13 protein-coding genes are annotated in these 15,103 nt (G+C 67.3%); 7 read left to right on the top strand and 6 right to left on the bottom strand.

Going from position 1 to position 15,103, the window contains the following annotated elements; translation table 11 throughout:
- From C1922_RS12395 to C1922_RS12405, 3 genes are all read left to right on the top strand, one after another.
- Window positions 1-1,095 carry a homocysteine S-methyltransferase family protein gene (locus tag C1922_RS12395; RefSeq protein WP_108750030.1) on the top strand — a complete coding sequence of 365 codons (1,095 nt, stop codon included), beginning with the start codon at window positions 1-3 and terminating at the stop codon, window positions 1,093-1,095.
- On the top strand, window positions 1,092-3,776 hold the full coding sequence (gene metH, locus C1922_RS12400; protein WP_108750031.1) for a methionine synthase: 2,685 nt from the start codon (window positions 1,092-1,094) through the stop codon (window positions 3,774-3,776). The genes C1922_RS12395 and metH overlap by 4 nt, the downstream gene beginning before the upstream one ends.
- Window positions 3,777-3,843: 67 nt before the next feature.
- The gene (locus C1922_RS12405; RefSeq protein ID WP_108750032.1) at window positions 3,844-5,169 is read left to right on the top strand and encodes an amidohydrolase family protein; all 1,326 of its coding nucleotides are present in this window, start codon (window positions 3,844-3,846) and stop codon (window positions 5,167-5,169) included.
- 36 nt (window positions 5,170-5,205) lie between these two features.
- Here the strand turns inward: C1922_RS12405 and C1922_RS12410 are convergent, their stop codons facing one another.
- From C1922_RS12410 to C1922_RS12435, 6 genes are all read right to left on the bottom strand, one after another.
- Entirely contained in the window at window positions 5,206-7,275 is a 2,070-nt protein-coding gene (locus C1922_RS12410; RefSeq protein WP_108750033.1) for an acyltransferase family protein, read from the bottom strand.
- 50 nt (window positions 7,276-7,325) lie between these two features.
- Window positions 7,326-8,009 (bottom strand): DUF2058 family protein, encoded by a 684-nt coding sequence (locus C1922_RS12415; RefSeq protein ID WP_108750034.1) that lies wholly within the window; start codon window positions 8,007-8,009, stop codon window positions 7,326-7,328.
- 11 nt (window positions 8,010-8,020) lie between these two features.
- Window positions 8,021-8,260 carry a SlyX family protein gene (locus C1922_RS12420; protein ID WP_108750035.1) on the bottom strand — a complete coding sequence of 80 codons (240 nt, stop codon included), beginning with the start codon at window positions 8,258-8,260 and terminating at the stop codon, window positions 8,021-8,023.
- Window positions 8,253-9,602, bottom strand: coding sequence for a UDP-glucose/GDP-mannose dehydrogenase family protein (locus tag C1922_RS12425; protein WP_108750036.1), 1,350 nt, complete (start codon window positions 9,600-9,602; stop codon window positions 8,253-8,255). Before C1922_RS12425 ends, C1922_RS12420 begins: the two co-directional genes overlap by 8 nt.
- Window positions 9,603-9,625: 23 nt before the next feature.
- Window positions 9,626-10,603 (bottom strand): FKBP-type peptidyl-prolyl cis-trans isomerase, encoded by a 978-nt coding sequence (locus tag C1922_RS12430; protein WP_108750037.1) that lies wholly within the window; start codon window positions 10,601-10,603, stop codon window positions 9,626-9,628.
- A gap of 96 nt (window positions 10,604-10,699) precedes the next feature.
- Window positions 10,700-11,287, bottom strand: coding sequence for a glutathione peroxidase (locus C1922_RS12435; protein WP_108750038.1), 588 nt, complete (start codon window positions 11,285-11,287; stop codon window positions 10,700-10,702).
- A 606-nt stretch (window positions 11,288-11,893) separates the two neighbouring features.
- On the opposite strand from C1922_RS12435, the gene C1922_RS12445 reads away from it, so the two are divergent.
- Genes C1922_RS12445 through C1922_RS12460 form a run of 4 tightly spaced genes read left to right on the top strand, consistent with a single transcriptional unit; the run spans window position 11,894 to window position 15,082 of the window.
- Complete coding sequence (locus C1922_RS12445; protein ID WP_108750039.1) at window positions 11,894-12,256, top strand: GntR family transcriptional regulator; 363 nt, start codon at window positions 11,894-11,896, stop codon at window positions 12,254-12,256.
- A complete protein-coding gene (locus tag C1922_RS12450; RefSeq protein ID WP_108750040.1) occupies window positions 12,253-13,143 on the top strand; it encodes an ABC transporter ATP-binding protein in 891 nt (296 codons plus the stop codon). The genes C1922_RS12445 and C1922_RS12450 overlap by 4 nt, the downstream gene beginning before the upstream one ends.
- Window positions 13,140-14,165: a hypothetical protein gene (locus C1922_RS12455; RefSeq protein WP_108750041.1), complete on the top strand. Its 1,026-nt coding sequence runs from the start codon at window positions 13,140-13,142 to the stop codon at window positions 14,163-14,165. The genes C1922_RS12450 and C1922_RS12455 overlap by 4 nt, the downstream gene beginning before the upstream one ends.
- Window positions 14,166-14,197: 32 nt before the next feature.
- The gene (locus C1922_RS12460; RefSeq protein WP_108750042.1) at window positions 14,198-15,082 is read left to right on the top strand and encodes a DUF2807 domain-containing protein; all 885 of its coding nucleotides are present in this window, start codon (window positions 14,198-14,200) and stop codon (window positions 15,080-15,082) included.
- Window positions 15,083-15,103: the final 21 nt, after the last annotated feature.

Genomic DNA, 15,103 nt, shown 5'->3' on the forward strand with positions numbered 1-15,103 from the left:
GTGTCCAGCCTGCCGTGGTTGCATCCCGAACGTACCAACGCCCTGCTTGACGCCCTGCGCGCGCGCATCCTGATCATCGATGGGGCGATGGGCACGATGATCCAGCGCCACGGTCTGCAGGAAGCGGACTACCGCGGTGAACGCTTCGCCGATGGCTACGACCACAGCCACGGCCCCGGCTGCGACCATGGCACGCCCGAAGGGCATGACCTGAAGGGCAACAACGACCTGCTGCTGTTGACCCGGCCGCAGGTCATCGCCGACATCCACACCGCCTATCTGCAGGCGGGTGCGGACCTGGTGGAAACCAACACGTTCAACGCCACCTCGGTCAGCCAGGCCGACTACCACCTGGAACACCTGGTATACGAACTGAACAAGGCCGGTGCCGCCGTGGCGCGCGCCTGCTGCGATGCGGTGCAGGCCACTACCCCGGACAAGCCGCGCTTCGTGATCGGCGTACTCGGCCCGACCAGCCGCACCGCTTCGATCAGCCCGGACGTGAACGATCCCGGCTTCCGCAACACCAGCTTCGACGCCCTGCGCGATACCTATCGCCAGGCGATTGACGGCCTGATCGATGGCGGCGCGGATACTCTGATGGTCGAAACCATCTTCGACACGCTGAACGCCAAGGCCGCCCTGTACGCCATCGAAGAGGCCTTCGATGCACGCGGTGCGCGCCTGCCCATCATGATCTCCGGCACCATCACCGACGCCTCCGGGCGCACCCTGTCCGGGCAGACCGCCGAAGCCTTCCACGCCTCGCTGGCGCATTCGCGGCCGCTGTCGATCGGCCTGAACTGCGCGCTGGGCGCCGACGCGATGCGTCCGCATGTGGAGACGCTGGCCCAGGTCGCCCACTGCTACGTCAGCGCGCACCCCAACGCCGGCCTGCCCAATGCCTTCGGTGAATACGATGAAACGCCCGAGGAAATGGCCGCCACGCTGCGCAGCTTTGCCGAAGATGGGCTGCTGAACCTGGTCGGTGGTTGCTGCGGCTCCACCCCGGACCATATCCGTGCCATTGCCCAGGCCGTGGCCGGGCTGCCACCGCGCGCGGTGCCCGGCGCACAGGAGCAGCAGGCCGCATGAGCACCACGCCCTACACCCGCCTGTCCGGCCTGGAACCACTGGTCATCACCCCGGACCTGCTGTTCGTCAATGTGGGCGAACGCACCAACGTCACCGGTAGCGCGCAGTTCCGCAAGCTCATCAAGGAAGGCCGCTATGAAGAAGCGGTGGACGTGGCCCGGCAGCAGGTGGCCAGCGGTGCGCAGATCCTCGATGTGAACATGGACGAGGGCCTGATCGATTCGGAGGCGGCGATGACCCGTTACCTGAACCTGATCATGTCCGAGCCGGACATCGCGCGCATTCCGGTGATGGTCGATTCGTCGAAGTGGAGCGTGATCGAAGCCGGCCTGAAGTGCCTGCAGGGCAAGAGCGTGGTCAACTCGATCTCGCTGAAGGAAGGCGAAGCCCTGTTCCGCGAGCACGCGCGCAAGGTGCTGCGCTACGGCGCCGCCGCGGTGGTGATGGCCTTCGACGAAACCGGCCAGGCCGACACCTGCGCGCGCAAGGTGGAGATCTGCACCCGCGCCTACCGCATCCTGGTCGATGAGATCGGCTTCCCGCCGCAGGACATCATCTTCGACCCGAACATCTTCGCCGTGGCCACCGGCATCGAAGAGCACGACAACTATGCGGTGGACTTCATCGAAGCCACCCGCATCATCAAGCAGACGCTGCCGCACTGCCATGTCTCCGGCGGCGTCTCCAACGTGTCGTTCTCGTTCCGTGGCAACGAGACGGTGCGCCAGGCCATCCATTCGGTCTTCCTGTACCACGCCATTGCCGCCGGCATGGACATGGGCATCGTCAACGCCGGCGCCATGCCGATCTACGACGAGCTGGAACCGGACCTGCGCGAGCGCGTGGAGGATGTGATCCTCAACCGCCGCAGCGACGCCACCGAGCGCCTGCTGGAGATCGCCGAGCGCTACAAGGGCAAGAAGGGCGCGGCCAAGACCGAGGACCTGTCCTGGCGAGAAAAACCGATGGCCCAGCGCCTGGCGCATGCGCTGGTGCACGGCCTGGACGCCTGGGTGGAGGAAGACACCGAACTGGCGCGGCAGGGCTCCAGCCGCCCGCTGGACGTGATCGAAGGCCCGCTGATGGATGGCATGAACATCGTCGGCGACCTGTTCGGGGCCGGAAAAATGTTCCTGCCGCAGGTGGTCAAATCCGCGCGCGTGATGAAGAAAGCGGTGGCCTACCTGCTGCCGTACATCGAGGCCGAAAAGGCACGCAGCGGCGATACCGCCAAGAGCAACGGCCGCATCATCATGGCCACGGTGAAGGGCGATGTGCATGACATCGGCAAGAACATCGTCGGCGTGGTCCTGGCCTGCAACAACTTCGAAGTGATCGACCTGGGCGTGATGGTGCCGGCGCAGAAGATTCTCGACGCCGCGCGCGAGCACAATGCCGATCTGGTCGGCCTGTCCGGGCTGATCACCCCCTCGCTGGAGGAAATGAGCCACGTCGCCCGCGAAATGCAGCGGCAGGGCTTCGTCCTGCCCTTGCTGATCGGCGGCGCCACCACCTCGCGCGCGCACACCGCGCTGAAGATCGACCCGCATTACCAGGCCCCCACCGTGTGGGTGAAGGATGCCTCGCGTGCGGTGGGCGTGGCGCAGTCACTGATCTCGCGCGAGCTGCGCGATGCCTTCGTGGCCGCCAACGAAGCGGACTATGCCGAGATCCGGGCCCGCCATCGCAACCGCGGTGACGCCAAGCGCCTGGTCAGCCTGGAACATGCGCGCGGGCAGAAGTTCCAGGGCGGCTGGGACAGCTACATCCCTCCTGCGCCGAAGCAGCCCGGCCTGCATGTGTTCGATGACTACCCGTTGGCCGAGCTGGTCGACTACATCGACTGGACCCCGTTCTTCCAGGCCTGGGAACTGGCCGGCAAGTTCCCCGCGATCCTGACCGACCAGATCGTCGGCCCCCAGGCCAGCGATCTGTACCGCGATGCACGGGCGATGCTGGCGCGCATCGTGGACGAGCAGTGGCTGACCGCCAAGGCGGTGTTCGGCCTGTGGCCGGCCAACAGCGTGGGCGATGATGTCCGCGTGCAGCACCCGTCTGGTGAGACCACCCTGCACTTCCTGCGCCAGCAGGTGGACAAGCCGGCCGAGCGCCCCGACTTCTGCCTGGCCGATTTCATCGCCCCGGCCGACAGCGGCAGGCAGGACTGGATCGGCGCATTCGCGGTCACCGCCGGCATCGGCATCGATGCACACGTGGCCCGCTTCGAGGCCGACCACGATGACTACAACGCGATCCTGCTGAAGGCGCTGGCCGACCGCTTCGCCGAAGCGTTGGCCGAACGCCTGCACCAGCGTGTGCGCACCGGGTTCTGGGGCTACGACCATGCCGAGACCCTCGACAACGAAGCGCTGATCGATGAGCAGTACCGCGGCATCCGCCCGGCCCCCGGCTACCCGGCCTGCCCCGAGCACAGCGAGAAGCGCCGGCTGTTCGATCTGCTGCAGGCCGAAACCCACGCCAGCATGGAACTGACCGAAAGCTTCGCCATGCTGCCCACCGCTGCCGTGTCGGGCTATTACTTCAGCCACCCGCAGAGTCAGTACTTCGTGGTCGGCCGCCTGAGCCGTGAACAGGTGACCGACTACGCGCGGCGCAAGGGCGTGGAGCGTGCACAGGCCGAGCGCTGGCTGGCGTCGAACCTGGATTACGATCCCGAATAGACCCGGCGCACACGCCCGCGTGCGGCCCATCGGTTACCCTCGGGCTTCCCCCTGACCGGAGTTGCCGATGCGACCGACCCGCCTGTGGGCGTTGCTGCTTGCCGCCACCGCCGCCGTTCCCGCCGCCGCCCAGCCGATCCTGCTGGAAAATGCCCGGGTATTCGACGGCCGCCGCGACCTGGGCATCACCCCGGTCCTGATCGACGGCGAGCGCATCGTGCATGTCGGTACGCCGCTGCCGGCCGCCGCGACCACGGCCCGGCGCATCGACTACCAGGGCAAGACCGTGCTGCCCGGCCTGGTCAGCAACCACGCGCACGTGGGCAACACCGAAGGCCTGCAGCACGGCGATCGCTATTACACCCGCGACAACGTGGTGCGTGATTTGCGCCAGTTCCAGCGCTACGGCATCACCACGGTCACCGCGCTGGGCATGAATGGCCCGGCCTTCTTCGATATCCGCAAGGAAGTGAACGCCTCGCCCACGCTGGGCGCGCAGCTGTACGGCGCTGGTGCCGGCATCGGTGCCTTCGCCGGTGCACCGCCGGCGGCCGCCATGGGCCTGGCCCACGACCCGGTGGCGCGGCCACGCAATGCCGAGGAAGCCCGCGCCGCCGTCGCCACGCAGCAGGCCGACGGCGTGGACGTGATCAAGCTCTGGGTGGATTCGCTGGGCGGCCAGTTCCCGATGATGGCACCGGAGATCTACCGCGCCGCCATTGCCGAGGCCCACGCGCGTGGCCTGAAGGTTGCCGCGCACATCCACGACCTGGAGCAGGCGCGCGACCTGGTGGATGCACGCGTGGACATCATCGCCCACGGTATCCGCGATCGCGCGGTGGACCCGATGCTGGCGCGGAAGATGCACGACCAGGGCACCTGGTACATCGCCACGGTGAACATCGACGAAGCCAACTACTGGTATGCGGAAAACCCGCAGGCACTGCAGCAGCCGTTCCTGCGCGATGCCCTGCCCGCTGCGGTGCGCGCGCGCTGGCAGCAGCCGCAGTGGCAGCGCGAGCAGCTGGCCGGGGCCAACATTCCCGGTGCGCGCGCAGCGGTGGCGATGAACCTGGAAAACCTGCGCCGGCTGAGCGCGGCCAAAGTGAAGTTCGGCTTCGGTACCGATGCCGGGGCGATGCCACAGCGGGTGATTGGATTTGCCGAACACCGCGAACTGAAGCTGCTGACCGAGGCCGGTTTCAGCCCGGCCCAGGCCCTGCAGACCGCCACCGCCGACGCCGCCGCGCTGCTGGGCATGGACGATCGCGGCCGCATTGCCGCCGGCAAGCGTGCCGACCTGCTGGTGCTCGATGCCGATCCCTTGGCCGACATCGGCAATACCCAGCACATCCACGCTGTATGGCAGGCCGGGCAAGCGATCGAGCGCTGATGGCCGACGGTCCCGTGTGCCGGGCACGGCCCGGCGCTACGGCTGCAACACCCGCTGCAGGGAGGGCAGCAGCACGCGGTTGCCATGACCGCTCAGATGGTCGCCGTCGAAGAACAACGGTCGGCCATCACGCTGCGCCGCGCACGTCGTGGCCGTGCAGAGGTCAGGCAAGGGATCCCACAGCACTGCGCCTGGCAGGCCATCGACCACCTGCTGCAGGCTGCCCAGCATCGGCGCTCGCAGCGCTTCCATGTCCGCCCTCGAAATATCCAGGCCGTTGCGGCAGACCGCATTGCCGGCGTTGAAGCGGTCGGAACAGCGGTACGGCGGTGCCGGCAGCACCGGCTTCGGCGCTTCGATCACGATACGCACGCCGCGCTGGGCCAGCGGCAGCCACTGCGCGATGGCCTCGGCCACCTCGGCGTTGCGGCCGGCGGCGGCCTGCGCACTGCGCTCGCCCGCCAGCTGCGCCTGCGCGTCGAACAGCACGTACTGGTCGGACAGGCGCGGTACCCGCAGTGACACAAGCACCACCACATCCCCCGGCTGCGCACGCGCGGCGATGTCCGCGCGCACGGCCGCATCATGCTCGGCACAGCCCGCACCGGCACCCCGCCACTGCTGCAGGCTGATCTGCGGGCAGCCACCGCGGCCGTACAGCGACACCGTCGAACCGGTTTCCAGCGCCAGCCGCTGCAGCAGCTCGCGGTAGGCCATGGCATGCGAATCGCCGGCCAGGAACACCTGCGCCGGCCCCTGCACGGCCCCTGCGCGCGGGCAGTCGCCGCGGGCGAAGGTGCGTGCGCTGCCACCGGGGTAGCGGTGCTTGCCCACCTGCAGCGCGCACCCGGGGTAATCAGCCGCCACGCTTCTGCCGTCGGGGTACCAGTCCGCCGGATGGCGGCTGACCGTGCTCAGCGACAGCAGGGGCGACTGCCAGTACAGCAACGCCTGCAGGCCGCCAGCCAGCAGCAGGGTCAGCACGCCGGCTGCGACCCAGCGCCCGGGTGGAAGGTGCTGCCACCTGGGTCCACGGAAGGGCTGCTCGATCCAGCGCCACGAGATCCATGCCAGCAGCGCCACCAGCGCACTGGCCACGGACATCTGCAGGGCCGTTTCCAGGCCCACGGTCCAGCGCATCAGCACGAACACCGGCCAATGCCACAGGTACAGCGAGTAGGACAGCAGGCCGATCCGCCGCATCGGCGCACTGGCCAACAGCCGCGCGATCCATGCCTGCGGGTGCTGGTGCAGGGCCAGCAGCAGGCCGGCCGTGGCCAGCGCTGGCAGCACGCCGTCCGGCCAGGGCGAGCGCCCGGCACGCGCCGTCCACAGCGCGAAGCCCAGTGCGCCCAGCGACAGCAGGGCCAACGCTGACCACGCCCAGCGCCAACGGCCCACCCGTTCAGCACTGCCAGGCTCACCGCGATCGGCAACATGCAGCAGCTGGAACAGCAGAACGCCCACGCCCAACTGCCACAAGCGGGTGCTGGTGGCGTAGAACGCCCAGGCCGGCGGCGCATCACGCAACCCCAGCAGGGCCGCATGCAGCAAAGACCCCACGCTTACCGCGGCGAACAGCGCAAGGCTCAGCCAACGGCCGCGCGGGCCGCGAGCCCAGGCCAGGAACAGCAGCGGGAACAGCACGTAGAACTGCTCTTCCACCCCCAGCGACCAGGTGTGCGTATAGGGATTGAACTCGGCCTTGGGCGCGAAGTAGTCGTTGCCAACGGCCGCCAGCACCCAGTTGCTCAGCCCGAAGAAGGCCATCAACCCGGTCTTGTCGGACGCTTCGCTGAGCCACGAATCGGGAATGAACAACACGCTGGCCACAGCCGTCGCCAGCAGGCAGGCCACCAGCGCGGGCGCGATGCGGCGTACCCGGCGCGCATAGAAGCGCAGCATCGAGGCGCGCCAGGACAGGGCCGGCAGGCGATGCACCGACGCACTGACCACGAAGCCGGAGATGACGAAGAACACGTCCACGCCGGTGAATCCGCCCGGCAGCCAGGCCGGGTCCAGGTGGAACACGATGACGGCCAGCACGGCAATCGCACGCAGGCCGTCAATGTGCGGCACGTAGCCGCGGCTTGGATCAGTGGACATCCCTTTCCCCCTGCCGCTGCTGCCGCAGGGGGCGCCACGGCGATAGTTCGTTACCAGACCAGGTCGTCGGGCACCTGGTACTGCGGATCGGCGTACGGGTCTTCCTCGGCCGGCGCGTTCGGGTCGACCTTCAGCGCGACCGACGCGGCGAACACCGCCTCGGACTGCGCCAGCACTTCGGCGGTCACCAGCAGGTAGCGGCCATTGAGCTGGACCACGCCCAGTTCACCGGCATTGAGCGCGGTCAGCTGTTCGGGGGTTACGTAGATGCGCTTGATCTTGCCGCCATACGGGAAGTGGCGGGCGATGTCGGCCGCCTCGGCATTCAGGCTCTTGTCCTTCAGCAGTTCTTCCAGCTTGGCCTTGGCCTCGCGGCGCACGCGCGCCTCTTCCTGCTTCAGGCGTTCGCTTTCAATGCGTTCCTGCTTTTCTTTCTGGGCGCGGATGGCATAGGCCTTGGCCAGGTCCATTTCCTCGGCAGAACGCGGCTTGCGCGGACCCTGCCCGCCCGGCCCACGGGACTGCCCGGGCTTGCCTGCGCCAGCGTGGCCGTGGCCACCACGGCGCTCACCGGGCTTGTGCTCGCCCTTGCCTGCGCCCTGCGGCTTTCCATTGCCATTGCCACCCTTGCCCTGCGGGCGGCCATCACGGCGGGGGGCATCGTTCTTGCGCTCGGGCTTGGGCGCCGGCTTGAAGCCCAGGCCCATCAGCTGGTCGCGGAGGGTATCGCTCATAGGAATGCAGATCAGTAGTGCGGCGGCGGCGGTTCGCTCGCCGGATCAGAAGAATTCAGTGCGTTGCGCACCTTGCCCAGGTCTTCCAGCAGCACGCGCAGCACATCGGCGTTGCGCGTGCCCTGCATGCGGGCGTCGGCCAATGCATCGCTCAGTTCGGCCAGCGCGTGTTCCTGGAAGGACACGCGCATTTCCAGCTCGATCAGGCGCGCTTCCAGCGCCTGTTCGCGTTCGGTGGGCAGCTCAGACATGCAGCGAACGCCCCCGGCCGATACCGTAGTACGCCACGCCGGCGGCTTCCACTTCGGCCGGGTCGTACAGGTTGCGCCCGTCGAACACCACCGCATCCTTCAGCCGCTCGCGCAGCATCTGGAAATCGGGGCTGCGGAACTGCTTCCATTCGGTCACCACCACCAGTGCATCGGCGCCTTCCAGCGCTTCGTTGGCATTGGCGCAGAACACCAGGTCGTCGCGCTCACCGAAGATGCGCTGCGATTCGTGCATCGCTTCCGGATCGTAGGCACGCACCGTGGCACCGCCTTCCCACAGCTGCGCCAGCAGGCGGCGGCTGGAGGCTTCGCGCATGTCATCGGTGTTGGGCTTGAAGGCCAGGCCCCACACGGCAAAGGTCTTGCCGCGCACGCCCTCGTCCTCGCCCTTGTCGTAGTGGCGCTGGATGAGCGCGAACAGGTGTCCCTTCTGGGCATCGTTCACCGCTTCGACCGCGTTCAACAGCTTCGGCTCCAGGCCGTACTGCTGGGCGGTGCGCGCCAGCGCCTGCACATCCTTGGGGAAGCACGAACCGCCGTAGCCGGCACCGGGATAGATGAAGTGCCAGCCGATGCGCGGGTCCGAACCGATGCCCTGGCGGACCTGTTCGACGTCGGCACCCACGCGTTCGGCGATGTTGGCGATTTCGTTCATGAACGAAATCTTGGTCGCCAGCATCGCGTTGGCCGCGTACTTGGTCAGCTCGGCCGAACGCACGTCCATTTCCACCACGCGATCGTGGTTGCGGTTGAACGGTGCATACAGGCGGCGCATCACCGCCACCGAGTCGGCGCTGCTGGCGCCGATGATGATGCGGTCCGGGCGCATGCAGTCGGCCACCGCATCGCCTTCCTTCAGGAATTCGGGGTTGGACACCACATCGAAGGCGATGTCCGCACCGCGCGCCGCCAGCTCTTCGGCAATGGCCGCGCGCACCTTGTCGGCGGTGCCCACCGGCACCGTCGACTTGTTCACCACCACCGTCGGCACCGCCATGTGGCGGCCGATGGTGCGGGCCACGGCCAGCACGTACTGCAGATCGGCACTGCCGTCTTCGTCGGGGGGCGTACCCACCGCGATGAAGACCACCTGGCCGTGGCCGATGGCGCTGGCGCCATCGGTGGTGAAGGACAGCCGCAGCGCGGCATGGTTGGCCTTCACCATCGGCTCAAGGCCGGGTTCGTAGATCGGGATGATGCCCTGGTTGAGCCCATCCACCTTGGCCTGGTCGATGTCGACGCAGACCACCTGGTGGCCTACGTCGGCCAGGCAGGTGCCGGTCACCAGACCGACGTACCCGGTACCGAAAATCGCAACGCGCATATCCGTGCTGGCTCCGTGGTCGCTTACGGCAGGACGCCCAGCAGCTCGACGTCGAAGGTCAGGGTGGCGTTCGGGCCGATCGGGCCGCCCGGGGTACCGTTCTCACCGTAGGCCAGTTCGCCCGGGATCCAGAAGCGGTACTTCGAGCCCACCGGCATCAGCGCCACGCCTTCGGTCCAGCCCTTGATGACCTGGTCCAGACCGAATTCGGCCGGGCCACGGCCAGCGGAGCTGTCGAAGACGGTGCCGTCCAGCAGCTTGCCTTCGTAGTTCACGCGCACCTTGCTGCTCGGCAGCGGACGCTCGCCGCTGCCCGGGCGGATCACCTGGTACTGCAGGCCCGACGGGGTGGTCACCACGCCCGGCTGGGTCTTGTTCTTGGCCAGGAAGGCGTTGCCTTCGCTGCGGTTGGTCTGCGCGGCCTGCGCGGCCTTGGCCTGCATCTCGGCCTGCTTGGCACCCATGAACGACTGGATGGTGGCGGTTGCGTCAGCTTCGGTCATCTTCGCCTGGCCCTTGGTCAGGCCGGTGCTGATCGCGTCAAACAGCGAGGCGGTATCGATATCGTCCTTCAGCTGCGCCAGCGACGGACCGATGGAGTACGAACCGATCATCTGCGCGACCTTCACGCGGTCCACCTTCGGCGGCTGCGAGCCCGGCGCAACGCCCGGCACCTGCTGGCCGTTGCGGGCCATCACTACCTGGCGCAGGGCGGCATCGGTGGCCTTGGCCTGCTCCTGGGTGATCTGCGGCTGCAGGCCTTCAAACGAACGCTCCACGGCGGTGCGCAGGGCGGCCACGTCGATTTCATCGGCGATCGGCGCGAACGACTTGGCCACATCCAGACCGATGGCGTAGCCGAGCTTCTGCTTGGGGGAATTCAAGGTTGCGGTCTCCTTGGCGGCCGCCGGTGCGGCCGGTTGTTGCGACAGGGCGACACCAGAGGTACCCATCGCCAGAATCAGAACCGACGCCGCGGCGCCGCGCATTCCCATCTTCATTCGCTGCATTCCTGGAAGTGTCTGGGCGCCGACGTCGGCGCGAAAAGAACCATTGTCGCACGCATGCCGGAGATGTCGAGGCATGCGTGCCGGTGATCAACGCGGTGCCGGTGCGGCCAGCGCCTTGCTGATGGCCGCGCCCAGCTGCGGATCATCCGGGGTGACCTTGCTGGCGAACTGGGCGATGACCTTGCCGTCGCGGCCGATCAGGTATTTGTGGAAGTTCCATCCCGGGGCCACGCCGGTGGCGGCGGTCAGGCGCTGGTACAGCGGCGTGGCCTGTTCGCCTACCACGTGCACCTTCTCGAACATGGGGAACTTCACCCCATAGGTGAGCGTGCAGAAATCCTGGATCTGCTTCTCGTCGCCCGGTTCCTGCCCCTTGAAGTCGTTGGACGGGAAACCCAGCACGGCGAAACCGCGGCTGGCGTACTGCTTCTGCAGCGTTTCCAGCCCTTCGTACTGGGGGGTGTAGCCGCACTTGCTGGCCGTATTGACCACCAGCAGCACCTGGCCCTGATAGCGCTTGAGCAGGTTCACCTGCTGCTTGCCGGCCAGCGGCCGGTAATTCACGTCCAGCAGGTCGGCGGCCACGGCGCTGGCGGAACCCGCCAGGCCCAGCGCCAGCACAGCCAGCAGGGACAGGCCGCGCAGGCGGCGCGGAGCAGTGAGAAACACAGGCATGCGGGACATTCCACGGTAGCTGCAACAGGGGCCCGGCCCTTTCAGACCGGGGATCGGCCGAACTATAGCACCGGCCTGCCAGCGCACTGTCGCGGCCGCCGGGCATCCACTTTGCCCGCCGTGGCGGCACGCGCGGGGCCCGATTGGCGCGCCCTTGCTGGACACGCTCTACACATGTATGAATGCCAGGCCCGTGTCCAAGACGGCGTTCGCCGATGCCATTGCAATGAAATCAACAGCTTGGATTCGCAACCGCGCCCGTTCATGGCCCCTGCCATCAGTTGGGGCGCGTCGGGGGTTGCACATGGGCGTGCCGGTGTTATAGTTGCATACAACACCAGTCACCTGAGACAGGGGGAACCATGAACATCCGGATGCGTCGCAGCCATACCGCTCCCGCGGTCACCGCTGTTTCAACCCTGTTCGTGCTGACGTGGCTGCTGCTGCCGGCACCGCCGGCAGAATCCTCCCCCTCCCCCGATTCCACGCAGGACGCGATCTCCACCCCGGCAGGGACCGCCGAACCCTCCCCCCGCGTCGGCTGCACAGCTCCCTGTCCATGCCGTATTTCTCGTTCGCACAGCCGCTGACCCCACGGAGCTGACCATGAGCGACATCCAGTGGAGCGACGGCGCTCCCATCTACCGCCAGCTGAAGGAGCGCGTGATTGCCATGATGCTCGACGGCATCCTGAAGCCGGGCGATGCCCTGCCCTCGGTCCGCCAGGTGGCGGCCGACTATCAACTGAACCCCATCACCGTTTCGCGCGCTTACCAGGAACTGGCCGATGAAGGCCTGGTGGAAAAGCGCCGCGGCCTGGGCATGTTCATGACCGAGCAGGCGGCCACGCAGCTGCGCAGCAGCGAGCGCGACCGCTTCCTCAACGACGAATGGCCGGCGGTCCTGGAGCGCATCCAGCGCCTGGGCCTGAGCCTGAACGAATTGCTGCCCCAGGGGAAATCCTCATGAATGCCAGTGTCGTGAACGTTGAATCCAGCCCAGCGGTGATTACCGCCAAGGGTCTGCGCAAGGCCTACAAGAACACCCTCGCCCTCGACAACACCACCTTCGATATCCCCGCCGGGCGCATCGTCGGCCTTATCGGCCCCAATGGCGCCGGCAAGACCACCGCCCTGAAGGCCATCTTGGGCCTGACCGAGGTGGAGGGCGAGCTGAGCGTGCTCGGCCGTGACCCGCGCCTGCACCGCGACGAGCTGATGAAGGAAATCTGCTTCATCGCCGACGTGGCGGTGCTGCCGCGCTGGCTGCGCGTACGCGAGGCCATCGACTTCGTCGCCGGCGTGCACCCGCGCTTCGACCGCGCCCGCTGCGAACGCTTCCTGGCCAGCACCAAGCTGCAGCCCAGGCAGCGCGTGCGCGAGCTGTCCAAGGGCATGATCGTGCAGCTGCACCTGGCCCTGGTGATGGCCATCGACGCCCGCATCCTGGTGCTGGACGAGCCGACCCTGGGCCTGGACATCCTGTACCGCAAGGAGTTCTACCAGCGCCTGCTGGAAGACTACTTCGACGAGCAGAAGACCATCATCGTCACCACCCACCAGGTGGAAGAGATCGAGCACATCCTCAGCGATGTGATGTTCATCCGTGACGGCCGCATCGTGCTCAGCGCAGAAATGGACGAGGTGGGCGAACGCTATACCGAACTGCTGGTCGGCGCCGAACAGCTGGAAACCGCGCGCGCCCTCAAGCCGATCGACGAGCGCAGCCTGGCGTTCGGCAAGACCGTGCTGCTGTATGACGGCGTGCCGCGCAGCCAGCTTTCCACCCTGGGCGAAACCCGCACTGCGGGCCTGGCCGATCTGTTCGTTGCTGTCATGAAGGGGACCTACGCATGAATGCCGTCAATCATCCGGTCAGCCCCGCAGGCACGCTGCGCTGGCTGCTCAAGCGCGAATACTGGGAAAACCGCGGCGGTTTCCTGTACGCCCCGGTCATCGCCGGCATTGTCTCGTTGCTGATGAGCGGCGTTGGCATCGGCCTGGGCCTGTTTGCCCTGCATCGTGCCGCGCGCGATGGCGGCCTGCACATCGACGGCGAGGACGTGAACATCAACGGCCTGGATCTGGGCCTGTTGACCCGCCAGATCAGCGCCAAGGACATGGCGGACCTGGGCAACGGCCTGGACCTGACCCTCATCCTCAGCTCGACCTGGCCCTTCCTGGTACTGGCCTTCGTGGTGTTCTTCTACTGCCTGGGTGCGCTGTACGATGATCGCCGCGACCGCAGCATCCTGTTCTGGAAGTCGCTGCCGCTGTCCGACACCCAGACCGTACTGTCCAAGGTGCTCAGCGCACTGGTCGTGGCCCCGCTGGTCGCCACGCTGGCTGGCATCGCCACCATGTTCGGTTTCCTGCTGATCATCAGCCTGGTTGCGTTGACCCATGGCGGCAGCCCTACCACCCTGATCTGGGGCCCAGCCAGCCCGCTCACCCTGTCCGCCGGCCTGCTCGCCGCCATCCCCGTCTATGCGTTGTGGGCGCTGCCCACTGCCGGCTGGCTGCTGCTCTGCTCGGCCTGGGCCAAGAGCAAGCCGTTCCTGTGGGCGGTGATGCTGCCCCTGTTCGCCGGCATCATCGTCAGCACCACCAAGGTGATGCACCTGTTCGACATGAGCACCGGCTGGTTCTGGCAGCACATCGTCGGCCGCCTGTTGCTGGGCACCGTTCCAGGCGTGGATCTGGTGTACCGCCTTGCCTCCAGCGACGAGCACAAGAGCCTGGATACGATCGTCTCGCTGATGAACCCTGCCCAGCAGCTGAAGTCGCTGGCGATGCCCGATCTGTGGATCGGCGCGGCGTTCGGCGTGGCCTTCATCTTCATCGCCATCCGCCTGCGCCGGCGCGCTGGCGAAATCTGACGCTCCCCTCTACCACTACTGGAGGCACCCTCATGCGTACCCTGCTTGCCTGCTCTGCGTTGTTGCTGTTGCCGCTGTCGGCGCTGGCTGCCGATGCCCCGAACTGCAAGCACTCGGCGCCCCGCGCGCTGAAGCTGGAAACAGCCGGGGTGAAAGCGGTGGTGTTCGAAGTGAACCAGCACGACCTGAAGGTGGTCGCCCGCAGTGGCGGCGGCCAGCTCGAAGGACGCGCCTGTGCCTCCACTGCCGACTGGCTGGACCAGCTGGTGCTGGACCAGCAGCGGGTGGGCGACAAGCTGGTGGTCAGCCTGCGCCGCGATGGCCGCTCGGCCCTGTCGCTGGGCAACAGCTATGCCTGGCTGGACATCGGCGGCAGCGTGCCGGACAACCTGCCGCTGCAGTTCAAGATCGGCTCCGGCGATGGCAGCGTTGAAAACGCACAGTCGCTGAGCATGGACGTGGGCTCCGGCGATGGCCGTGCCCGCGGCACCCGCGGCAGCGTGCATGCCGCCGTCGGTTCGGGCGACCTGGACATCGACGGTGCCGGCTCGCTGGAGCTGCTGTCGCTGGGCTCGGGCGAAGTGAAGGCGCGCAACATCCGCGGCGATGCCCGCACCGGCACCGTCGGCTCGGGCGATCTGGACCTGTTCGACGTGGGCGGCAGCGTGCGCCTGGAAACCGTGGGATCGGGCGATATCGATTTCCAGCGGGTCAAGGGCGATGTCGAGGTGGGCGTGGTCGGCTCCGGCGACGTGGAGATCAGCGAGGTGGGCGGCAACGTGCGCGTACGCAGCCACGGCTCGGGCGACATCACCGTCAATGGCGCCCGCGGCAGCCTGACCGTGCAGCACAGCGGCAGTGGCGATGTGCGCCACCGCGATATCGGCGGCAGCGTCACCCTGCCGCGCGGCAAGTAATTCCACCTCATTCAACGGAAG

This window comes from Stenotrophomonas sp. ZAC14D2_NAIMI4_7 (assembly GCF_003086675.1).
GTDB lineage: Bacteria > Pseudomonadota > Gammaproteobacteria > Xanthomonadales > Xanthomonadaceae > Stenotrophomonas.

Coding starts and splice junctions, on each gene's coding strand:
- metH (WP_108750031.1), top strand. CDS start 1,092: ATGAGCACCACGCCCTACACCCGCCTGTCCGGCCTGGAACCACTGGTC.
- C1922_RS12405 (WP_108750032.1), top strand. CDS start 3,844: ATGCGACCGACCCGCCTGTGGGCGTTGCTGCTTGCCGCCACCGCCGCC.
- C1922_RS12410 (WP_108750033.1), bottom strand. CDS start 7,275: ATGTCCACTGATCCAAGCCGCGGCTACGTGCCGCACATTGACGGCCTG.
- C1922_RS12415 (WP_108750034.1), bottom strand. CDS start 8,009: ATGAGCGATACCCTCCGCGACCAGCTGATGGGCCTGGGCTTCAAGCCG.
- C1922_RS12420 (WP_108750035.1), bottom strand. CDS start 8,260: ATGTCTGAGCTGCCCACCGAACGCGAACAGGCGCTGGAAGCGCGCCTG.
- C1922_RS12425 (WP_108750036.1), bottom strand. CDS start 9,602: ATGCGCGTTGCGATTTTCGGTACCGGGTACGTCGGTCTGGTGACCGGC.
- C1922_RS12430 (WP_108750037.1), bottom strand. CDS start 10,603: ATGAAGATGGGAATGCGCGGCGCCGCGGCGTCGGTTCTGATTCTGGCG.
- C1922_RS12435 (WP_108750038.1), bottom strand. CDS start 11,287: ATGCCTGTGTTTCTCACTGCTCCGCGCCGCCTGCGCGGCCTGTCCCTG.
- C1922_RS12445 (WP_108750039.1), top strand. CDS start 11,894: ATGAGCGACATCCAGTGGAGCGACGGCGCTCCCATCTACCGCCAGCTG.
- C1922_RS12450 (WP_108750040.1), top strand. CDS start 12,253: ATGAATGCCAGTGTCGTGAACGTTGAATCCAGCCCAGCGGTGATTACC.
- C1922_RS12455 (WP_108750041.1), top strand. CDS start 13,140: ATGAATGCCGTCAATCATCCGGTCAGCCCCGCAGGCACGCTGCGCTGG.
- C1922_RS12460 (WP_108750042.1), top strand. CDS start 14,198: ATGCGTACCCTGCTTGCCTGCTCTGCGTTGTTGCTGTTGCCGCTGTCG.